Here is a 19,200-nt window from a genome sequence, read left to right as displayed (position 1 = left end):
CCCGGCACCGCGGCGGTGCCGGGCCCCTCGCCGTGACGTGCCGGGGCAGTCGTCCCCGGCGCGGCCGGACCCACCGGTCAGGTCAGCGTCTCACGCGGGGGCGCCCAGTAGTCGGTCAGCCGGGCCGTGCCGGGCTCCAGACCCTTCCAGGGGCCGTCGTAGGACAGGACGGCGAAGGCCGCGGTGGGGAAGCCCCGCCGGCTCATCCGCTCCCGGGCGTCGCCGTCGGCCGAGCCCGCCAGGACCTCCGTCAGGCCCTGCACGCCGGGGTTGTGCCCGACCAGGATGAGGTTGCGCACGTCGTCGGGGGTTTCGTTGAGCACGGCGATCAGCTCGCCGGGCGAGGCCTCGTAGATCCGCTCCTCGTAGACGGTCTTCGGCCGCCGCGGGAACTCCTGGACGGCGTGCTTCCAGGTCTCGCGGGTCCGGGTGGCGGTGGAGCACAGGGTCAGGTCGAAGGGGATGCCGGTGTCGGCCAGCTTGCGTCCGGCCAGAGCGGCGTCCTGGCGGCCTCGCTCGGCGAGCGGCCGCTCGTGGTCGTTCACCTGGGGCCAGTCGGCCTTCGCGTGCCGGAAGAGGACGATCCTGCGGGGTTCTGCGACGCTCATGCCACCCAGCTTCGCACGAAACAAGCCGCTCGACGCAGGGAGTTGGTCCCGGCCGCCCGAGCGCGGCCCCGGCCCCGCCCCGGTGGCTCCGCTAGCGGACGAGCAGCTCACGGAGGTGCTCGAACACGTGGGTGAGCGCGGGGGTGCCGGAAGCGGCGTGTGCGTCGGCGGGGTTGAGTATCAGCGCCAGCAGGGCGGCGAACGCGAGCGCGGGCAGGACCAGGGCCCACCAGGGCAGCCGGATGTCGACGCCGTCCCGGGGCGCCGGGTGGGGCCGGGTGTGCGTTGGGGCCGACATGATCGCCTCCGCGGGTGTCCGGATGTGGTCGGCGGACCGCCTCGTGCGGTCTTGTGCGGTCGCGCTTCGACGCTACGGGCCTGCCGGGCCGCGTCCCATCCGGTGATCCACCCACTTGACCCTGACCCTCACCCCCTAGGGGACAGGGGGGCCAGCCCCACCACGGGGCCGCGCGGGGCGCGGACATTTCGGACCGTATCCGCCGCGACCGGACGGCCGGCCCCGAACACGGGTGTCCCACCGTTGCCGCCGCCCCGGCCGTTGCCGCCGCCGGGGCGGGACGCTCTCGGGGCGAGGCCGCCTCGGGCGGGACGCTCTCGGGCGAGGCGGTCTCAGGGCGAGACGATCGTGGCAATCACGGCGATGATCAGGAAGATGGCGAAGAACGAGCCGAAGACGAGCAGCATCTTCTTCTGGCCGTCCCGGGGGTTCGGATCGAGCACAGGCATGCGGCCAGTCTCCCACCCGTCGGCGCAACCCGCCGCACCGACCCCGGCAGGGCGCCGGGACACCGGGGCCGGTCGGCGCCCGCCCACCGGATCGGCGCCCGCCCGGGCCGGGTCAGCGCCCGGCCGTCCGGGGCATCGCCCCGGCCTCGTCCTCCACGGTCCGGTCGCGTCCCGCCAGCAGCCCCGCCGCCATCTGCGGCAGCATCAGCGCGCTCATCAGGGCGAGCGGCAGGCCCCAGCCGCCGCTGCTCTGGTAGAGGACGCCGACCAGCAGCGGGCCGGGAACGGAGATCAGGTAGCCGGTGCTCTGCGCGAAGCCGGAGAGCTGGGCCACGCCCGCGCCCGTGCGGGCCCGCATGCCGACCATGGTGAGGGCGAGCGGGAAGGCGCAGTTGGAGATGCCGATCAGCAGGGCCCAGGCCCAGGCGCCCGCGGCCGGCGCGCAGTAGAGGCCGGCGTAACCGGCGAGGCCGCACACGCCCAGCACGAGCACGATGGGCCCCTGGTGGGGCAGCCGCGCGGCCAGGCGCGGGATGACGAAGGCCAGCGGCACGCCCATCACCATGGTGACGGCGAGCAGCACACCGGCGGTGGAGGCGGGCACGCCCGCGTCCCGGAAGATCTGCGGCATCCAGCCCATGGCGATGTAGGCGCCGGTGGCCTGGAGCCCGAAGAAGACGGCGAGCGCCCACGCGGTGCGGCTGCGGGTGATGCGCAGGGCCGGCCGCTGCCCCTCACCCGCGGTCGGCGCGGATGCCTTCCCCTCACTCGCGTCCGACGCGGGCGCCTTCCCCTCACCCGCGTCCGGCGCGGGCACCTTCCCCGGGGCCGGCGCGGCGGGCGCCGGCCCCCGGTCCCGGACGACCGGAACCCATGGCAGGACGGCGGCCGCCGCGAGGCCCGCCCACACGGCGAGCCCGGTCCGCCAGTCGCCGCCCAGCGCGCCGGTGAGCGGCACGGTGGCCGCGGCCGCCGCGGCGGTGCCCAGGGCGATGGCCATCGAGTACAGGCCGGTCATGGGCCCCACCCGGTCGGGGAACCAGCGCTTGACGATGACCGGCATCAGCACGTTGCCGACCGACATGCCCATGAGGGCGAGGGCGCTGGCGGCCAGGAAGCCGGCCGTGCCGCCGGTGTACGGGCGGATCAGCAGGCCCGCGGTGACGGCGGCCATGCCGGCGCACACCACCGTGCCGGCGCCGAAGCGGCGGGCGAGCCGGGGTGCGGTCACGCCGAACACGGCGAAGCAGAGCGGGGGCATGGAGGTGAGCAGTCCGGCGACGCCGCCGCTCATGCCGAGTCCGTCGCGCACCTCCTGCAGGAGGGCGCCCAGGCTGGTGATGGCGGGCCGCAGGTTGAGGGCGGAGAGCACGATGCCGACGACGACCAGACGCGTCACCCACGTGCGCGGGGCGGTCCCGCCGGGCTCCGGCCGGGGCGCGGTACCCGGCGTACCCGGCGTGCGAACGGTCGGTGACGTCGACGTCGGTTTCGTCGTCCGGGTGTCCTCGCTTGCCATACGGGCCATCATATAATCATGGGATGATTGGCTGTCCATGGTCCGGTTGCCGGCCCTCGCCGCCGGCGTGCGAAGGTGTGCCATGCCCCTGAGCCATCCCCGCCGCTCGGCCCTGTCCGAGCAGGTCATCGCCGCGCTGCGGAACCAGATCACCTCCGGCGAGTGGCCGGTCGGCTCGCGCATCCCCACCGAGCCGGAGCTCGTCGAGCAGCTCGGCGTCGCCCGCAACACCGTCCGGGAGGCCGTCCGCGCCCTCGCGCACAACGGCCTGCTGGACATCCGCCAGGGCTCGGGGACGTACGTCGCCGCGACGAGCGAACTGGCCGGCGTGATGCACCGCCGCTTCGCCGGTGCCGACCCGCGGCACGTCGCGGAGCTGCGCTCCACGCTGGAGTCGGGTGCGGCGCGGCTGGCCGCCCAGCGGCGCACGGAGAAGGACGTCAAGCAGCTCGACGCCCTGCTGCGGCGCCGGGAGGAGGCGTGGGAGTCGGGCGACGCGGAGGCGTTCGTGACCGCCGACGCCACCTTCCACCTGGCGGTGGTGGCCGCCTCCCACAACGACGTGATGACCGCGATGTACGCGGACCTGGGCGAGGTGCTGCGGGACTGGCTGCGCGAGGACGTCGGCCGGGAGCTGACGCCGGAGACGTACATGGACCACACGCGGCTGCTGGACGCCATCCGCTCGGGCGACGCCGACACGGCGGCCGCGGAGGCGGCGAGCTATCCGCTGCTGTGCCGTCCGGGCCGGTTCACCCCTCCCGCTGGTGACTGACCCACACCCGGCCGACCTCCTTCCAGCACCGCCCGGTCAGCCGCACGGTCTGCGCGGGCCCGGCCTCCACCGGGGAGCCGTCGCTGTCGAGGTCCCACCAGCGCGCGCACTCGATGTGCAGGCTCACGCGGTCGGCCGCCGGGTACGGGTTGTGGCAGTACGCCGTCACGCGGGAACCGGTGACGGCGATGCGGCAGGCGGCGCCGAACGGCTCGGGAGCGGGCGTGCCCTCGCGCAAGCGCGGGTGCGAGAGGGCGTCGTACGGCAGGGACAGGACGAGGGCGACCGCGACGGCCGCCGGGGCGAGGCTGCGGGACAGGCGCACAACGGGTACCTCCTCGGCCGTGCTCGGGAGGAATGTGCGTGCTGGGCTCCGCCTCCAGGGTGCGTGCCCGGCACCGGCGGCCGCCCGACCGGCTGCGCCGAACGGGTGACGCCCCGCCGCCCGCGGAGCGGGAGACGGGGCGTCGGGGCCGTACGGGGGACGGGCCGCCCGCGGCGCCTTGCGCGCCGATGGGGCGCCCTGTGCGCCGACGGGACGCTCTGCGGGCCGGCGGGGTGTTACGCGCCGATGGCGTGCAGGCCGCCGTCCACGTGGATGATCTCGCCCGTGGTCTTCGGGAACCAGTCGCTCAGCAGGGCGACGACGCCGCGGCCGGCCGGCTCGGGGTCCTTCAGGTCCCACTCCAGCGGGGAGCGGGTGTCCCACACCGAGGCCAGTTCGCTGAAGCCCGGGATGGACTTGGCGGCCATGGAGCCGATCGGGCCCGCGGAGATGAGGTTGCAGCGGATGTTCTGCTTGCCCAGGTCGCGGGCGAGGTAGCGGTTGACGGCCTCCAGGGCGGCCTTGGCCGGGCCCATCCAGTCGTACTGCGGCCACGCGAACTGCGCGTCGAAGGTGAGGCCGACGACCGAGCCGCCGTTCTGCATCAGCGGCAGGCAGGCCATGGTCAGCGACTTCAGGGAGTACGCCGAGACGTGCATGGCGGTGGCGACGGACTCGAACGGCGTGTTGAGGAAGTTGCCGCCGAGCGCGTCCTGCGGGGCGAAGCCGATGGAGTGCACAACGCCGTCGAGCCCGCCCAGCTCCTCGCCGACGATGTCGGCGAGGCGGCCGAGGTGCTCGTCGTTGGTGACGTCCAGCTCGACGACCTTGGTGGGCTTGGGCAGCTTCTTGGCGATGCGCTCGGTCAGCGTGGGCCGCGGGAACGCGGTCAGGATGATCTCCGCGCCCTGCTCCTGGGCCAGCTTCGCGGCGTGGAAGGCGATGGAGGACTCCATCAGCACACCGGTGATCAGGACGCGCTTGCCCTCGAGAATTCCGCTCATGGTGATCAGTGACCCATTCCCAGTCCGCCGTCAACGGGGATGACGGCTCCAGTGATGTACGAGGCGTCGTCCGAGGCGAGGAACCGCACCGCCGCGGCGATCTCCTCCGGCTGCGCGTACCGGCCGAGCGGCACCTGCGACACGATGGTGGCGCGCTGCTCGTCGGTGAGGGCCTTGGTCATGTCGGTGTCGACGAAGCCGGGCGCGACGACGTTGAAGGTGATGTTGCGCGAGCCCAGCTCACGGGCGAGGGAGCGCGCGAAGCCGACCAGGGCCGCCTTGGAGGCGGCGTAGTTCGCCTGCCCCGCCGAGCCGAGCAGCCCCACCACCGACGAGATCAGCACGACCCGCCCCTTCTTGGCGCGCAGCATGCCGCGGTTGGCGCGCTTGACGACGCGGAAGGTGCCGGTGAGGTTGGTGTCGACGACCGAGGTGAAGTCCTCCTCGGACATGCGCATCAGGAGCTGGTCCTTGGTGATGCCGGCGTTGGCGATCAGGACCTCGACCGGACCGTGCTTGTCCTCGATCTCCTTGTAGGCCTGCTCCACCTGTTCGGCGTCGGTGATGTCGCACTTGACGGCGAGGCAGCCCGAGTCCGTCAGGGCGGCCGGCGGCTCACCGGAGCGGTACGTGATCGCGACCTTGTCCCCGGCGTCGGCGAACGCGCGGGCGATGGCGAGGCCGATGCCCCGGTTGCCTCCGGTGACGAGAACCGAGCGGCTCAACGGATCACCCTTTCGATAGCGGTCTGGTGGCCCCGCCCGAACAGCTGGATGACAGGCGGCTTCCCCGAAAACCTATCGGTCCGGCGGCAGCCGGGAGCAATCGGTCCCCGACAGTGGCGTGGGGGACTCACTGTGGGGTTTCTACAGTCGGCCGCCCAGGTCAGTCCGCCCTACCGGGCGCGTACGCGGGCAGCGCCGCCGCTCGTGCCGCCTCCAGCATCCGCTTGTCGTACGTGACGAGGCAGTGCAGGGCGTCCCCGAGTGTCAGGGCGCTGGCCACGTGGAGAGCGTCGAGCGTACGCAGCCGGCCCGGAAGCGCCGCAGCCCGGTCCCGGACCTCCTCCGTCACGAGGATCTCCGTGATGTCCCGCTGGAGATCGTCCATCGCCGTGGGGAAGTCCCCCATGAGGTCGAGCGTCCGAACGGTCTCCACAAAACCGATCGTGCTGGTCGCGAACGGCGCCGGCGGACGCCCCTCCAGGAAGGCGTCCAGCTGGGAGTGGTAGTCCCGCCGGGTCACCCAGGTGATCAGCGCCGAGGAATCAAGGTAGATCAACGGTCGTCCTCCTCGCGCTCGGCGAGGAGCAGATCGAGCGGCGACACGTCGGCGGGCACCTTGTAGTGGGGCAGCCGTGCCCGGTCGGCGCTGGTTGCCGCTTTCAGCCGGATCTTGCCCTGGGCGACGAGGTCGGAGTAGCGGGCGACCGGTCCCGAGCCGGGCAGCAGTATGGCGATGACCTTGCCGTGGCGGGTGACCTGGACCGCCTCGCCCTTCTCGACGCGGGCGAAGACGGCGCTGGGGTTGTACGAGAACTCACGGACGGAGATGGCGCTCATGGCGGGCCCCCTTGCTGCCACCGGCATTGTGCCTACATCTCCCCCATGGTACCTACACCGCTCAGGCGGCGGCCCGCCTCGCCCTTCACCCGTTCGCGGGGTTTCCGCAGCACTTCTTGTACTTGCGGTCCGAGCCGCACCAGCAGGGACCGTTGCGGGGCGGCGGCCAGTCGGCCGCCTCTCCCCTGCGGGCGAGTTCGGCGGCGTAGGAGGAACGGGTGCCCGGCGCGCCGGGGGAGCCGCCCTCCGCCTCCGCGTGGGCCTCCAGCCCGGCGAGCGTGGCGTGGCCGACGGCGAGGTGGACGCCGCCCTCCTCCGACAACTGCCGCAGCGTGCGCTCGACCTGCCGCAGGTGGCTGGCGTGATCGTCGCCGTACGCCTTCGCGGCCTCGGGCCACCGCTTCAGGAGCCGCGCGAACTCCTCCGGCGGCCAGAACAGCACGCAGGTCTTCACCTTTCCGGTGCGCGCGGCCCAGTCCGCCTCCAGCTCGGCGGCGAGCTCCTCGATCTCGGCTTCCAGGAAACTGGCGTCGCCTCCCCTCATCTGCTGGAGACGGATCGGGTCGTGCACCTCGTCGAGCGGGCGCGCGTCACCGGACAGGCCCGACTGGCGCCGCGCGTGGAGTTCGTCGGCCACCTCGTCCCAGTCGTCGTGCGCGGCACCGGCCAGGCGCCGGGCCCGGTGACGGGCGATGACCAGGATCTCCAGGTCGAAGCGGTCCGGGGACGCCTCGACGGCGTCCGCCGTGACCCGGGCCGCGGCACCCAGGACGTGCGTGATCCCCGCCGTGTACCACTCGGCCGCTTCCGCGTACGCGTCGTGCGTCTCGAAGGCCTCGCCGACGAAGTTCCACGCGCCCGGATCCCGGGGGTGCCGCTTGCGGAACGCGGCGGCGGCCGTACGGGCCTCCTGCTCACGTCCGGCGTCCCACAGGGCGCCGATGCGGAGTGCGTCCACCAGGTCCGGCTGCCGGCAACCGCCGTCCTCCGGGTCGAGCAGCCGCTCGTACAGGGCGAGGCCGCGGTCGTACTCACCCGCGACGCACCACTCGCCGGCGGCGTCCAGGAGCAGTTCCTCCCGGTCCTCGGGGTAGCGCTCCGCCAGCCGCTCGTACTCCTCGGCCCGCTGCGCGGGGCTGGGAGCGGGGGCCGCCGACCGGCGGGGTGCGGGGACCCGGCCGGGCGTGCGGGACTTCTGGTGGGACTGCTTGCGGGATTGCTTGTTCCTGCCGGGTGCACGGCGCTTGCTGGACATGGGTGCACCGTAGTGCCACCGGAACCGGGTGCGCCGAAGAAGCAGGGAGGATCACCCGCGGGACGACGCGCGGCCGCCGCCCGTCCGGCACCCGGGCACGGCGTACGCGGCGGATGGAGCGGCCGCACGGCGCACTCCGCCCACACGGTCCTGCCCGGTCCCGTCCGCGCGCGGACACCCCACCGCGCGGCGACGGCCCCCACGAGGAGCAGTCCCCCGCCGCCGTCGGCGTCGGCGGGGACCCGGGCCGCCGGTTCGGGGCGCCCGGGGTGCGGGTCGGACACCTCGACGCGCACGACACCGGCGGCACGGTCGCAGCTCAGCAGACGAACACACTTACGGTGACCGCCTCTTCGGCGTGCGGCGCGTGCATGAACCCAGCGTTCCGCCCCCTTCTGCCCCGCCAACAGGGACGACCCCCATACAGAAGCCGCTGTACCGGTGCACACTCTGGACCGGACAGGTAACTCCCCGTGACCATGGGCGGGTTGGGCGGGGTACGGCAACGCCCGGGAACGGGAGCACGGGAGGCGCGCGGCGATGGCGGCGGACCACGGCGGAGGCATCGGCACGAACCACACGAGCAGCGCGGAGGCGGAACCCTCCGACAGCCTCAGGACCTTCGGCGCGGTCCTGAAGGCGCTGCGGGAGGAATCCGGCCTGACGCAGGAGGAGTTCGCGCTGCGCGTGCGGTACTCGGCCGCGTACGTCGCCAAGATCGAGCAGGGCAAGCGGTTCCCGCCGGCGGATCTGCCCGCGCGGGCGGCGGAGGTGCTGGGGCCGGTCGCGCTCAAGGTCCTGACGGCGGCGGCGAAGAGCCTGACGAGGAGGGCGGGGCTGGCCTCCTGGTTCCAGCAGTGGGCGGGGATCGAGGAGGAGGCGATCTCCCTGTACGCGTACGAGTGCCGGGCGGTGCCGGGGTTGTTGCAGCCGGAGGCGTACATCCGGGCGATCTTCGACCGGCGGCTGCCGCCGGTGTCCGAGGAGCAGATCGAACGCGAGGTAACGGCTCGGCTGGAGCGCCAGCAGCTCATCGCCACCAGGCCGAACACGGCGTTCAGCTTCGTCATCGAGCAGAGCGTCCTGGCCCGGCGCATGGGCGGGCGCGAGGTCACCAGGCAGGTCATCGACCACCTTCTCGAAGTGGGCGCCCGACGCAACGTCGAGATCCAGATCATGCCCACCGTCCAGGAGGACCACTGCGGGATCGACGGCCAGATGTACCTGGCTGAGACGCCTGCCCACCAGTGGATCGGTTACACCGAAGGACAGCGATCGAGCAGTCTGATCTCCGCGCCCAAGGACGTGAGCGTCCTGCTCCAGCGTTATGGCACGCTGCGTTCACAGGCCCTGGACTGCCGGGCTACCGTGAAGCTGCTGGAACAGATGCGAGGAGCGCTATGAGCAGCACCGACGAGCTGAGCTGGTTCAAGAGCAGCTACAGCGGCAGTGAGGGCGACAACTGCGTCGAGGTCGCTCTGCGCTCCGAAGCGGTCCGCATCCGCGACTCCAAGGACAGGCGCATCCGCCCTCTCGTCGTCGCGCCGGCCGCCTGGGCGGCGTTCACGGCGTTCACGGCGCTCGCCGCGGACTCGTCCCCACAAGGCTGAGTCCGCACCGTACGCAACGCTCGCGGTGCGAGGAGCGCTATGAGCACCACCCCTGAGCTGAACTGGTTCAAAAGCAGTTACAGCGGCGGAGACGGGGACAACTGCGTCGAGGTCGCTCTGCGCCCCGAGGCGGTCCGCATCCGCGACTCCAAGGACAGGCGCATCCGCCCTCTCGTCGTCGCGCCGGCCGCCTGGGCGGCGTTCACGGCGTTCACGGCGCTCGCCGCGGACTCGTCTCCGCAGGGCTGAGTCCGCGCCGTACGCAACGCTCGCGGACGGGCACGGGCGGTCCGCGAGTGATAAGGGCGTGTGCGGTGAAGGCCCGGCGTGCTTCACTGCCGTCTTGCGCGCACCGGCTCGGACAGACGGACGCGAACAGTCGTCACGAAGGGATTTCCGCCCGTGCCCCATGACATCGACCAGTCGTTCCTGGCACTGCCCCTGCGCCCCCTCGCCGATGCCGCCCTGGCCCGGGCCCGCTCCCTCGGCGCCGAGCACGCGGACTTCCGGTTCGAGCGGGTGCGCAGCGCCTCCTGGCGGCTGCGGGACGCCCGGCTCGCCGGGTCGTCGGACACCACCGACCTCGGGTACGCGGTGCGGGTGGTGCACGACGGGTCGTGGGGCTTCGCCTCCGGCGTGGACCTGACTCCGGACGCCGCCGCACAGGTCGCGAGTCAGGCCGTGGCGATGGCGAAGCTGTCGGCGCAGGTGCTCAGGGCGGCGGGCGCCACCGAGCGCGTCGAGCTCGCCGACGAGCCGGTGCACGCCGAGAAGACATGGGTGTCGTCGTACGGGATCGACCCGTTCACCGTGCCCGACGAGGAGAAGGCCGGGCTGCTGGCCGAGTGGAGCGCGCGGCTGCTGGCGGCCGACGGGGTCGACCACGTGGACGCCTCGCTGCTGACCGTGCACGAGAACAAGTTCTACGCCGACACGGCCGGCACGGTGACCACGCAGCAGCGCGTCCGGCTGCACCCGGTGCTCAACGCGGTGTCGGTGGACGCCTCCAGCGGCGAGTTCGACTCCATGCGGACGCTGGCGCCGCCGGTCGGCCGGGGCTGGGAGTACCTGACCGGCACCGGCTGGGACTGGGACGCGGAGCTGGAGCGGATTCCGGAGCTGCTCGCGGAGAAGATGCGCGCGCCCAGCGTCGAGCCGGGCCTGTACGACCTGGTGATCGACCCGTCCAACCTGTGGCTGACCATCCACGAGTCGATCGGGCACGCCACCGAGCTGGACCGCGCCCTGGGCTACGAGGCCGCCTACGCCGGCACCTCCTTCGCCACCTTCGACCAGCTCGGCAAGCTGCGCTACGGCTCGGAGCTGATGAACGTCACCGGCGACCGCACCGCCGAGCACGGCCTGGCCACGATCGGCTACGACGACGAGGGCGTCGAGGCGCAGTCCTGGGACCTGGTGAAGGACGGCGTCCTGGTCGGCTACCAGCTCGACCGGCGCATCGCGCGGCTCACCGGGTTCGAGCGGTCCAACGGGTGCGCGTTCGCCGACTCGCCCGCGCACGTGCCGGTGCAGCGCATGGCCAACGTGTCGCTGCGGCCGGACCCGGCGGGGCTGTCGACCGAGGACCTGATCGGCAGCGTGGACCGGGGCATCTACGTCGTGGGTGACCGTTCGTGGTCAATCGATATGCAACGTTACAATTTTCAATTTACCGGTCAGCGGTTCTTCCGGATCGAGAACGGGCGGATCACCGGCCAGGTGCGGGACGTCGCCTACCAGGCCATCACCACCGACTTCTGGGGCTCCCTGGCGGCCGTCGGCGGCCCCCAGACGTACGTCCTGGGCGGCGCCTTCAACTGCGGCAAGGCCCAGCCGGGCCAGGTCGCCGCCGTCTCCCACGGCTGCCCCTCGGCCCTGTTCCGGGGCGTCAACGTACTCAACACCACGCAGGAGGCCGGTCGATGAGCCCTCGGACGAACAAGCCGCACGAGATCGTCGAGCGCGCCCTGGAGCTCTCCCGCGCCGACGGCTGTGTCGTCATCGCCGACGAGGAGTCCACCGCCAACCTGCGCTGGGCGCGCAACGCGCTCACCACCAACGGGGTCACGCGCGGGCGCACGCTCACCGTCGTCGCGACCGTCGACGGCCGTCAGGGCACGGCGTCGGGGGTCGTGTCGCGCGCGGCGGTGACCGCCGACGAGCTGGAGCCGCTGGTGCGGGCCGCCGAGGCCGCCGCCCGCGGCGCCGGTCCCGCCGAGGACGCGCAGCCGCTGGTCCGGGACGTGCCCGCCGCCCCGGACTTCACGGACGTGCCCGCCGAGACCTCCTCGGCGGTGTTCGCGGACTTCGCGCCGGCGCTCGGGGAGGCGTTCGCCCGGGCGCGGGCGGGCGGGCGCGAGCTGTACGGGTTCGCGCAGCACGGGGTCGTCTCGACGTACGTCGGCACCTCGACGGGGCTGCGGCTGCGGCACGACCAGCCCACCGGCACGCTGGAGCTGAACGCCAAGTCGCCCGACGGGTCCCGCTCGGCGTGGGCGGGACGCTCCACGCGGGACTTCAAGGACGTCGACCCGGCGGCCCTGGATGCCGAGCTGGCCGTGCGGCTCGGCTGGGCGGAGCGGCGCGTGGAGCTGCCGGCGGGGCGCTACGAGACGCTGCTGCCGCCGACCGCTGTCGCCGACCTGCTGATCTACCAGCTCTGGTCGTCGTCGGGCCGGGACGCGGCCGAGGGGCGCACGGTGTTCTCCCGGCCGGGCGGCGGCACCCGGATCGGGGAGCGGCTGACCGAGCTGCCGCTGACCCTGCGCAGCGACCCGCACGAGCCGGGCCTGGAGTGCGCGCCGTTCGTGATCGCGCACTCCTCCGGCGGCGACCAGTCGGTGTTCGACAACGGCCTGCCGGTGGGCGCCACCGAGTGGGTCTCCCGCGGTGAGCTGCGTCACCTGACGACCACCCGGCACAGCGCGGCCCTGACCGGGCTGCCCGTCGCGCCGTCGATCGACAATCTGGTCCTGGAGGGCGGGCGGGACCGCTCCCTGGCGGAGATGGTGGCGGACACCCGGCGCGGCCTGCTGCTGACCTGCCTGTGGTACATCCGCGAGGTCGACCCGGCGACGCTGCTGCTGACCGGGCTGACCCGGGACGGCGTCTACCTGGTCGAGAACGGCGAGGTGACCGGGCAGGTCAACAACTTCCGGTTCAACGAGTCGCCGGTGGACCTGCTGCGCCGGGCCACCGAGGCCGGGCGCACGGAGCGGACGCTGCCCAGGGAGTGGGGCGACTGGTTCACCCGGGCCGCGATGCCGCCGCTGCGGGTGCCGGATTTCAACATGAGCTCGGTCAGTCAGGGCGTATAACCTCGTAGGCGTTCGCAGCCGGCCGTTCACCCGGACGGCCGAGGATCATCCGAGGAGACACGAGAGACGTGACGGACATCGTCGACGAGCTGAAGTGGCGGGGGCTGATCGCCCTGTCCACTGACGAGGACGCACTGCGCAAGGCGTTCGCGGACGGCCCCGTCACGTTCTATTGCGGCTTCGACCCGACCGCGCCCAGCCTGCACCTGGGCAACCTGGTGCAGATCCTCACGATGCGCCGCATCCAGGAGGCCGGGAACCGGCCGCTGGCGCTGGTCGGCGGGGCCACCGGCCTGATCGGCGACCCGAAGCCGACCTCCGAGCGCACGCTGAACGACCCGGAGGTCGTCGCGGGCTGGGTGGAGCGGCTGCGCGCCCAGATCGAGCCGCTGCTGCACTTCGACGGGCCGAACGCGGCGGTCATGGTCAACAACCTGGACTGGACCCAGGGCCTGTCCGCGATCGAGTTCCTGCGCGACATCGGCAAGCACTTCCGGGTCAACAAGATGATCGCGAAGGAGGCCGTCGCGCGGCGGCTCAACTCCGAGCACGGCATCAGCTACACGGAGTTCAGCTACCAGATCCTGCAGGGCATGGACTTCCTGCAGCTCTACCGCCGCTACGGCTGCACCCTGCAGACCGGCGGCAGCGACCAGTGGGGCAACCTGACCTCGGGCACCGACCTCATCCACCGGGTCGAGCCCGGCGCCGTGGTGCACGCGCTGGGCACCCCGCTGATCACCAAGGCCGACGGCACCAAGTTCGGCAAGACGGAGTCCGGCACGGTCTGGCTCGATCCGGAGATGACCACGCCGTACGCGTTCTACCAGTTCTGGCTGAACACGGACGACCGGGACATCTCCAAGTTCCTGCGCATCTTCAGCTTCCGGTCCCGGCAGGAGATCGAGGAGCTGGAGCGGCAGACCGCCGAGCGCCCCCAGGCCCGGGCCGCGCAGCGGGCCCTGGCCGAGGAGCTGACGACGCTGGTGCACGGCGCGGAGCAGACGGCCGCCGTGGTCGCCGCCTCGCAGGCCCTGTTCGGGCAGGGCGACCTGGCGGAGCTGGACGAGCGGACCCTGGCCGCGGCCCTGTCCGAGGTCCCGCACGTCCGGGTCGCCGAGCCGGCCCCGGTGGTCGACCTGTTCGCCGAGGTCGGCCTGGTGCCCAGCAAGTCGGCCGCGCGCCGCACGATCAAGGAGGGCGGCGCCTACGTCAACAACGTCAAGGTGACCGCCGAGGACGCCGTGCCCGCGCGCGAGGACCTGATCCACGGCCGCTGGCTGGTGCTGCGCCGGGGCAAGAAGAACCTGGCGGCGGTGGAGGTCGCCGGCGCCTGACCGCCCCGCGGCGGCGGAGACCGCCGGCCCCGGGCCGCACACGGCGGGGGGCGGCCCCGGCTCGGGGGTCGCCCTCGCCGTCGTACGCGCTATGCGGTGTCGTACGCGGTGTGTGGTACGCAGTACGCGGTCAGACCCGCTGCCGCTTCCTGCCGACCAGGTTCATGTACGCCATGTCGGCGAGGAAGACGATGATGACGGCGGCGACGAGCTGGAAGATGTGACGGCTCCAGTCGATGCCGGGGGTCTCCTCCACGCCGACACCCCGCGCGACCGCGTTGCCGACGATCGCGCCGAGTATGCCGCAGATCGTCGTCAGCCAGAGCGGACTGTGCTGCTTGCCGGGAATGACCGCCTTGGCGATCAGGCCCAGCACGAATCCCACAATGATCGCCCACAACCAGCCCATGGTGGCCTCCTCGTGCGCCGACGTGGCCCGTACCGCCAGTGTCGGCCGTCCGGCCCCGTGGCGCATGCCGGGCGGGGCCGCGTGCGTTGTGCGCGGTGCGTCCGGCCGGGTGGGACGGTGCCCCGGTCTCGAACACGACGGGTCCGGGGCGTACCGTGGAGAAAGCGCGGGGCCGGTGTTCCGGCCGGTTGCGCAGCGGTTTTCCTGGCGGGAGAGGCCGAGTACGGGCGGATGGTGGATGGTGATGCGGAAGCGACGCGGCGGCGGCAGCGCCCAGGTGTTCCGGATCACCGGAGCCCGGGCGGGCCTGCAGGAGGACGTGCGCGGCCGGCAGCGCCGGTACGTGATCTCGATGTCGATCCGTACCGTGTCGGTGATCCTGGCGGCCTCGCTGTGGAACGTCGAGCGGTACGTCGCCGTGGTCGCGCTGGTGCTCGGCGCGGTGCTGCCGTACATCGCGGTGGTGGTCGCCAACGCGGGGCGCGAGCGGGCGCCGTCGCTGCCGTCGACGTTCGTGGCGGTCCCGTTCAAGCCGATGATCGCGCCGCCGGACGCCGACGAGCCCCCGGCGGAGTCCGGCGCGGAGAACACGGAGGCCGACTCCGGGCCGGGAGTGCGCCCGGAGCCCCGGGAACGGACGTGACGCCCGACGGACGCGACGCCGCGGACGTGACGCGACGGGCGGGACGCGACGGCGGGACGCGACGGGCGGGGACACCCGCGAGGGCACGGCTGGAGCACGGACGGGGATGCGGACGGGATACGGACGGCGGCCGTCCGCCCGGCCCGTGGCCGGGCCCGTGACCAAGCTGAAAAAAGCTCAAACCGATCGTGCTGTTCCGGTGCCGGGCAACCGGTTGACCGTGACATACTGCATACGCGCTCCGCATCCCCCGTCGGAGCGACGGACCGACGCCGGGCAGCTCCCCCCGTGGCTGCTCGGCGTCGCCTTGTGTGTGGACCTGTGAGACGAAGTCGTGAGTGACGAGACCCCGATCTGCTCCGCCAAGGGCTGCCGTGCCGCCGCCGTGTGGGTGCTGGCCTGGAACAACCCGAAGATTCATGCGCCGGAGCGGCGCAAGACCTGGCTGGCGTGCGAGGAGCACCGGGAGCACTTGGCGCAGTTCCTGGGGGTGCGCGGGTTCCTGAAGGACGTCGTGCCGCTGGAGGAGTGGCGGGCCCGGGAGGAGTCCCGGCCGTAGGGGTCCGCGGACAGGCCCGGTCCGTCGCGTCCGCCGGGAGGCCCGGCCCGTCAGGGGTCCCCGCCGCGAGCCCGAGGGGTGTCCCGACCGCAGGCCCGGGACAGGTGTCCCGTTCGTGAGCCCGAGGGACAGGTGTCCCGTTCGCAGGCCCGAGGGACGTCCCGGTCAGCCGCCGATCGCCGACATCGGGCGGTCCGGCTGGACGAACGACGGGTCGTCCAGGCCCGCACCGGCCTTCTTGCCCCACATCGCCTGTCGCCAGATGCGGGCTATCTCCTCGTCCGGGGCGCCGGAGCGCAGGGCGCCGCGCAGGTCGGTCTCCTCGGTGGCGAACAGGCAGGTGCGGATCTGGCCGTCGGCGGTGAGGCGGGTGCGGTCGCAGGCGGCGCAGAACGGGCGGGTGACGGAGGCGATGACGCCGACCCGGTGCGGGCCGCCGTCGACGATCCAGCGCTCGGCGGGGGCCGAGCCGCGCTCCTCGGCGCTCTCGGGGGTGAGGTCGAAGCGGGTGCGCAGCGCGGCGAGGATGTCCCCGGCGGTGACCATGCCCTCGCGCTTCCAGCCGTGCTGGGCGTCCAGGGGCATCTGCTCGATGAACCGCAGCTCGTAGCCGTGTTCGACGGCCCAGGCCAGCAGGTCGGGGGCCTCGTCGGCGTTGAGGCCCGGCATGAGGACGGAGTTGACCTTGACGGGGGTCAGGCCCGCCTCGCGGGCGGCGTGCAGGCCCTCCAGGACGTCCCGGTGGCGGTCGCGGCGGGTGAGGGCCTTGAAGACGTCGGGGCGCAGGGTGTCCAGCGACACGTTGACCCGGTCCAGGCCCGCCTCCTTCAGCGCCCGCGCGGTGCGCTTCAGGCCGATGCCGTTGGTCGTCAGGGACGTCTTCGGGCGGGGCGTCAGGGCCGCGACCCGCTCGACGATGCCGACCAGGCCGGGGCGCAGCAGGGGCTCGCCGCCGGTGAAGCGGACCTCCTTGATGCCGAGGGAGGTGACGGCGACGCCGATCAGGCGGACGATCTCGTCGTCCGTGAGCAGGTCGGGCTTGGCCAGCCACTGCAGGCCCTCCTCGGGCATGCAGTAGGTGCAGCGCAGGTTGCACCGGTCGGTGAGCGAGACCCTCAGGTCGGTGGCCACTCGGCCGTAGGTGTCGATGAGCACTGGGCCCCCTGCCCTCGTCGCGGTCGCCGGGACGCCTTGCGGACGTGTGTTCCCCGTCTCCTGCGAGCCTACGCGACGCCACCGACAACGACGGGCGCCGATCCACGAGGTGGGACACGGCCGCGCCGCGGGAGGGGGTGTGAGCCCTGCGGCTCCCCGCGGCGCGGCCGCTTCGCGCCGGTGTCTCGGCGTGCCGGTGTCTCAGTGGGCGCCGGTGCCGGTCAGCGAGCGCACCTCCAGCTCCGCGTACTTGGCGGTGTCGGGCTCCTCCTTGGACAGCAGGGTGCCGGCCCAGCCGAGCAGGAAGCCGACGGGGATGGAGATGAGGCCGGGGTTCTCCAGCGGGAACCAGTGGAAGTCGACGTCGGGGAACATCGACGTCTCCTTGCCGGACACGACCGGCGAGAACAGCACCAGGCCGACCGCGGTGACCAGGCCGCCGTAGATCGACCACAGCGCGCCGGCGGTGGTGAACCGCTTCCAGAACAGGCTGTAGAGGATCGTGGGCAGGTTGGCGGAGGCGGCGACGGCGAAGGCAAGGGCCACCAGGCCGGCGACGTTCAGGTCGCGGGCCATGGCGCCCAGCACGATCGACACCGCGCCGATGCCGACGGTGGCCCAGCGGGCGGCGTTCACCTCCTGCTTCTCGGTGGCGGTGCCCTTCTTGATGACGTTGGCGTAGATGTCGTGCGCGAAGGACGAGGAGGAGGCCAGGGTCAGGCCCGCGACGACCGCGAGGATCGTGGCGAAGGCGACCGCGGAGATGGTGGCGAGCAGGATGGCGCCCCCGTTGGAGTCGACGCCGCCCAGGTGCAGGGCGAGCAGCGGGGCGGCGGTGTTGCCGGCCTTGTTCGAGGCGATGATCTCGTCCGGCTTGATCAGCGCGGCGGCGCCGAAGCCGAGGGCGAGGGTCATCAGGTAGAACGCGCCGATCAGGCCGATCGCCCAGATCACCGACTTCCGGGCGGCCTTGGCGGTGGGCACCGTGTAGAAGCGGATCAGGATGTGCGGCAGGCCCGCGGTGCCCAGGACCAGGGCGATGCCGAGGGAGAGGAAGTCCAGCTTGGTGGTGCCGGTGGCGCCGTACTTCAGGCCGGGCTCCAGGAAGGCGGCGCCCTTGCCGCTGTTGTCGGCGGCCTTGCCGAGCAGGTCGGAGACGTTGAAGTGGAACTTCAGCAGGACCAGGAAGGTCAGCAGCACGGCGCCGGCGATGAGCAGCACGGCCTTGACCATCTGCACCCAGGTGGTGCCCTTCATGCCGCCGATGGTGACGTAGACGATCATCAGGACGCCGACCAGGGCGACGATGCCGATCTTGCCGCCGTCGCTGGTGATGCCGAGCAGCAGGGAGACCAGGACGCCGGCGCCGGCCATCTGCGCCAGCAGGTAGAAGATCGACACGACGATCGTCGAGGTGCCGGCGGCGGTACGGACCGGGCGCTGGCGCATGCGGTAGGCCAGCACGTCGCCCATGGTGTAGCGGCCGGAGTTGCGCAGCGGCTCGGCGACCAGGAGCAGGGCGACGAGCCAGGCGACGAGGAAGCCGATGGAGTACAGGAAGCCGTCGTAGCCGAACAGGGCGATGGCGCCGGCGATGCCGAGGAAGGACGCGGCGGACATGTAGTCGCCGGAGACGGCGAGGCCGTTCTGGAAGCCGGTGAACTGCCGCCCGCCGGCGTAGAAGTCGGCGGCGTCGCGGGTCTGACGGCCGGCCCAGACGGTGATGACGAGGGTGGCGGCGACGAAGACCGCGAACAGGGTGATGATCAGCGGCCGGTGCTCACTGGCCTCGCCGACGGCCAGCAGGATCTGCGGGGAGCTCATGCGCCGCCCTCCATCCGGGACTTGATGGCCTCCGCCTTCGGGTCGAGCCGCTCGGCGGCGTGCCGCGCGTACCACCAGGCGATGAGGAACGTGGTGAGGAACTGGGCGAGGCCGAGGACGAGGGCCACGTTGACGTTGCCGAACAGCTTCGTCCCCATGAAGTCGCCCGCGTAGTTCGACAGCAGGACGTACAGCAGGTACCAGACGATGAAGGCGACGGTCAGCGGGAAGGCGAAGGAGCGGTAGGAGCGGCGCAGTTGACCGAACTCCGCGCTCTGCTGCACCTCCGTGAACTCCTCGCTGGTCGGAAGGTGGGGCTCTGTCTTCGAGGGAGGCGGTGCGTCGGTGGCCACGGAGTCTCCTCGTGTTGCGGGTGCGGTGGTGACGGCGGGCCCGTTCCCGGGAACGGGCCCCTGGTGGTTCGGGGTCGGTACGGACATCTCCGGCTAGGACTTCACAGTGACGTGGATCACGTCACCCGGCGCGATGGTACGGCTCCGGGACGTGATCCGGCAGGGGTCCCGATCCTCCTCGGGCTTCCTGCCCGAGGT

23 protein-coding genes are annotated in these 19,200 nt (G+C 72.5%); 9 read left to right on the top strand and 14 right to left on the bottom strand.

Annotated features, from left to right (window positions below; genetic code table 11):
* Window positions 1–77: 77 nt before the first annotated feature.
* The 4 genes from IE225_RS28990 to IE225_RS28980 form a co-directional block, all read right to left on the bottom strand.
* Window positions 78–608, bottom strand: a complete 531-nt coding sequence (locus tag IE225_RS28990; protein ID WP_190060608.1) for a SixA phosphatase family protein — start codon at window positions 606–608, stop codon at window positions 78–80.
* 91 nt (window positions 609–699) lie between these two features.
* Complete coding sequence (locus tag IE225_RS28985; RefSeq protein WP_190060607.1) at window positions 700–906, bottom strand: hypothetical protein; 207 nt, start codon at window positions 904–906, stop codon at window positions 700–702.
* 332 nt (window positions 907–1,238) lie between these two features.
* The gene (locus tag IE225_RS33835) at window positions 1,239–1,355 is read right to left on the bottom strand and encodes an SGM_5486 family transporter-associated protein (RefSeq protein WP_268250021.1); all 117 of its coding nucleotides are present in this window, start codon (window positions 1,353–1,355) and stop codon (window positions 1,239–1,241) included.
* Between the two features lie 112 nt (window positions 1,356–1,467).
* Entirely contained in the window at window positions 1,468–2,886 is a 1,419-nt protein-coding gene (locus IE225_RS28980) for a CynX/NimT family MFS transporter (RefSeq protein WP_190060606.1), read from the bottom strand.
* 70 nt (window positions 2,887–2,956) lie between these two features.
* Between IE225_RS28980 and IE225_RS28975 the strand changes: the two genes are divergently transcribed.
* Window positions 2,957–3,649, top strand: coding sequence for a FadR/GntR family transcriptional regulator (locus IE225_RS28975; protein ID WP_190060605.1), 693 nt, complete (start codon window positions 2,957–2,959; stop codon window positions 3,647–3,649).
* Here the strand turns inward: IE225_RS28975 and IE225_RS28970 are convergent.
* From IE225_RS28970 to IE225_RS28945, 6 genes are all read right to left on the bottom strand, one after another.
* Entirely contained in the window at window positions 3,627–3,974 is a 348-nt protein-coding gene (locus IE225_RS28970; RefSeq protein WP_190060604.1) for a hypothetical protein, read from the bottom strand. The genes IE225_RS28975 and IE225_RS28970 overlap by 23 nt on opposite strands.
* A gap of 236 nt (window positions 3,975–4,210) precedes the next feature.
* Entirely contained in the window at window positions 4,211–4,978 is a 768-nt protein-coding gene (gene fabI, locus IE225_RS28965; RefSeq protein ID WP_190060603.1) for an enoyl-ACP reductase FabI, read from the bottom strand.
* Between the two features lie 5 nt (window positions 4,979–4,983).
* Window positions 4,984–5,703, bottom strand: coding sequence for a 3-oxoacyl-[acyl-carrier-protein] reductase (fabG, locus tag IE225_RS28960; RefSeq protein WP_190060602.1), 720 nt, complete (start codon window positions 5,701–5,703; stop codon window positions 4,984–4,986).
* 160 nt (window positions 5,704–5,863) lie between these two features.
* The gene (locus IE225_RS28955) at window positions 5,864–6,259 is read right to left on the bottom strand and encodes a type II toxin-antitoxin system VapC family toxin (RefSeq protein WP_190060601.1); all 396 of its coding nucleotides are present in this window, start codon (window positions 6,257–6,259) and stop codon (window positions 5,864–5,866) included.
* Complete coding sequence (locus tag IE225_RS28950) at window positions 6,256–6,540, bottom strand: type II toxin-antitoxin system Phd/YefM family antitoxin (RefSeq protein ID WP_190060600.1); 285 nt, start codon at window positions 6,538–6,540, stop codon at window positions 6,256–6,258. Before IE225_RS28950 ends, IE225_RS28955 begins: the two co-directional genes overlap by 4 nt.
* Before the next feature lie 85 nt (window positions 6,541–6,625).
* The gene (locus tag IE225_RS28945; protein WP_190060611.1) at window positions 6,626–7,795 is read right to left on the bottom strand and encodes an SEC-C domain-containing protein; all 1,170 of its coding nucleotides are present in this window, start codon (window positions 7,793–7,795) and stop codon (window positions 6,626–6,628) included.
* A gap of 540 nt (window positions 7,796–8,335) precedes the next feature.
* Between IE225_RS28945 and IE225_RS28940 the strand changes: the two genes are divergently transcribed.
* The 6 genes from IE225_RS28940 to tyrS all read left to right on the top strand — a co-directional run bounded on the left by IE225_RS28940 (window position 8,336) and on the right by tyrS (window position 14,059).
* A complete protein-coding gene (locus IE225_RS28940; RefSeq protein WP_190060599.1) occupies window positions 8,336–9,199 on the top strand; it encodes a helix-turn-helix domain-containing protein in 864 nt (287 codons plus the stop codon).
* On the top strand, window positions 9,196–9,405 hold the full coding sequence (locus tag IE225_RS28935) for a DUF397 domain-containing protein (RefSeq protein WP_190060598.1): 210 nt from the start codon (window positions 9,196–9,198) through the stop codon (window positions 9,403–9,405). The genes IE225_RS28940 and IE225_RS28935 overlap by 4 nt, the downstream gene beginning before the upstream one ends.
* Window positions 9,406–9,444: 39 nt before the next feature.
* Window positions 9,445–9,654 (top strand): DUF397 domain-containing protein, encoded by a 210-nt coding sequence (locus IE225_RS28930; protein WP_190060597.1) that lies wholly within the window; start codon window positions 9,445–9,447, stop codon window positions 9,652–9,654.
* Between the two features lie 153 nt (window positions 9,655–9,807).
* Window positions 9,808–11,331 carry a TldD/PmbA family protein gene (locus IE225_RS28925; RefSeq protein WP_190060596.1) on the top strand — a complete coding sequence of 508 codons (1,524 nt, stop codon included), beginning with the start codon at window positions 9,808–9,810 and terminating at the stop codon, window positions 11,329–11,331.
* A complete protein-coding gene (locus IE225_RS28920) occupies window positions 11,328–12,722 on the top strand; it encodes a TldD/PmbA family protein (RefSeq protein ID WP_190060595.1) in 1,395 nt (464 codons plus the stop codon). Before IE225_RS28925 ends, IE225_RS28920 begins: the two co-directional genes overlap by 4 nt.
* A 68-nt stretch (window positions 12,723–12,790) precedes the next feature.
* A complete protein-coding gene (gene tyrS, locus IE225_RS28915; protein WP_190060594.1) occupies window positions 12,791–14,059 on the top strand; it encodes a tyrosine--tRNA ligase in 1,269 nt (422 codons plus the stop codon).
* Between the two features lie 130 nt (window positions 14,060–14,189).
* Here the strand turns inward: tyrS and IE225_RS28910 are convergent, their stop codons facing one another.
* Window positions 14,190–14,468, bottom strand: a complete 279-nt coding sequence (locus IE225_RS28910; protein ID WP_190060593.1) for a GlsB/YeaQ/YmgE family stress response membrane protein — start codon at window positions 14,466–14,468, stop codon at window positions 14,190–14,192.
* Window positions 14,469–14,712: 244 nt separating this feature from the next.
* Here IE225_RS28910 and IE225_RS28905 point away from each other — a divergent pair, with 244 nt between their 5' ends.
* Together IE225_RS28905 and IE225_RS28900 are read left to right on the top strand one after the other, a co-directional pair.
* A complete protein-coding gene (locus tag IE225_RS28905; protein WP_190060592.1) occupies window positions 14,713–15,111 on the top strand; it encodes a DUF3099 domain-containing protein in 399 nt (132 codons plus the stop codon).
* A gap of 334 nt (window positions 15,112–15,445) precedes the next feature.
* Window positions 15,446–15,670: a hypothetical protein gene (locus IE225_RS28900; protein ID WP_190060591.1), complete on the top strand. Its 225-nt coding sequence runs from the start codon at window positions 15,446–15,448 to the stop codon at window positions 15,668–15,670.
* Window positions 15,671–15,835: 165 nt separating this feature from the next.
* Here the strand turns inward: IE225_RS28900 and moaA are convergent, their stop codons facing one another.
* The 3 genes from moaA to IE225_RS28885 form a co-directional block, all read right to left on the bottom strand.
* Entirely contained in the window at window positions 15,836–16,825 is a 990-nt protein-coding gene (moaA, locus tag IE225_RS28895) for a GTP 3',8-cyclase MoaA (protein WP_190060590.1), read from the bottom strand.
* A gap of 201 nt (window positions 16,826–17,026) precedes the next feature.
* On the bottom strand, window positions 17,027–18,649 hold the full coding sequence (locus tag IE225_RS28890; RefSeq protein WP_190060589.1) for a monocarboxylic acid transporter: 1,623 nt from the start codon (window positions 18,647–18,649) through the stop codon (window positions 17,027–17,029).
* A complete protein-coding gene (locus IE225_RS28885) occupies window positions 18,646–19,002 on the bottom strand; it encodes a DUF485 domain-containing protein (protein ID WP_190060588.1) in 357 nt (118 codons plus the stop codon). The genes IE225_RS28890 and IE225_RS28885 overlap by 4 nt, the downstream gene beginning before the upstream one ends.
* Window positions 19,003–19,200 lie beyond the last annotated feature (198 nt).

The sequence above is a fragment of the Streptomyces echinoruber genome, from assembly GCF_014651135.1.
Taxonomy (GTDB): Bacteria; Actinomycetota; Actinomycetes; order Streptomycetales; family Streptomycetaceae; genus Streptomyces; species Streptomyces echinoruber.
Note: the sequence above shows the minus strand (reverse complement) of the source record. Positions and strands in the feature narration are given on the sequence as shown.

Excerpts from the sequence above, each read along its gene's own strand:
- IE225_RS28990 (WP_190060608.1), bottom strand. The coding sequence starts at position 608 with ATGAGCGTCGCAGAACCCCGCAGGATCGTCCTCTTCCGGCACGCGAAG.
- IE225_RS28985 (WP_190060607.1), bottom strand. The coding sequence starts at position 906 with ATGTCGGCCCCAACGCACACCCGGCCCCACCCGGCGCCCCGGGACGGC.
- IE225_RS33835 (WP_268250021.1), bottom strand. The coding sequence starts at position 1,355 with ATGCCTGTGCTCGATCCGAACCCCCGGGACGGCCAGAAGAAGATGCTG.
- IE225_RS28980 (WP_190060606.1), bottom strand. The coding sequence starts at position 2,886 with ATGATGGCCCGTATGGCAAGCGAGGACACCCGGACGACGAAACCGACG.
- IE225_RS28975 (WP_190060605.1), top strand. The coding sequence starts at position 2,957 with ATGCCCCTGAGCCATCCCCGCCGCTCGGCCCTGTCCGAGCAGGTCATC.
- fabI (WP_190060603.1), bottom strand. The coding sequence starts at position 4,978 with ATGAGCGGAATTCTCGAGGGCAAGCGCGTCCTGATCACCGGTGTGCTG.
- IE225_RS28950 (WP_190060600.1), bottom strand. The coding sequence starts at position 6,540 with ATGAGCGCCATCTCCGTCCGTGAGTTCTCGTACAACCCCAGCGCCGTC.
- IE225_RS28945 (WP_190060611.1), bottom strand. The coding sequence starts at position 7,795 with ATGTCCAGCAAGCGCCGTGCACCCGGCAGGAACAAGCAATCCCGCAAG.
- IE225_RS28940 (WP_190060599.1), top strand. The coding sequence starts at position 8,336 with ATGGCGGCGGACCACGGCGGAGGCATCGGCACGAACCACACGAGCAGC.
- IE225_RS28935 (WP_190060598.1), top strand. The coding sequence starts at position 9,196 with ATGAGCAGCACCGACGAGCTGAGCTGGTTCAAGAGCAGCTACAGCGGC.
- IE225_RS28930 (WP_190060597.1), top strand. The coding sequence starts at position 9,445 with ATGAGCACCACCCCTGAGCTGAACTGGTTCAAAAGCAGTTACAGCGGC.
- IE225_RS28920 (WP_190060595.1), top strand. The coding sequence starts at position 11,328 with ATGAGCCCTCGGACGAACAAGCCGCACGAGATCGTCGAGCGCGCCCTG.
- IE225_RS28910 (WP_190060593.1), bottom strand. The coding sequence starts at position 14,468 with ATGGGCTGGTTGTGGGCGATCATTGTGGGATTCGTGCTGGGCCTGATC.
- IE225_RS28905 (WP_190060592.1), top strand. The coding sequence starts at position 14,713 with ATGCGGAAGCGACGCGGCGGCGGCAGCGCCCAGGTGTTCCGGATCACC.
- IE225_RS28890 (WP_190060589.1), bottom strand. The coding sequence starts at position 18,649 with ATGAGCTCCCCGCAGATCCTGCTGGCCGTCGGCGAGGCCAGTGAGCAC.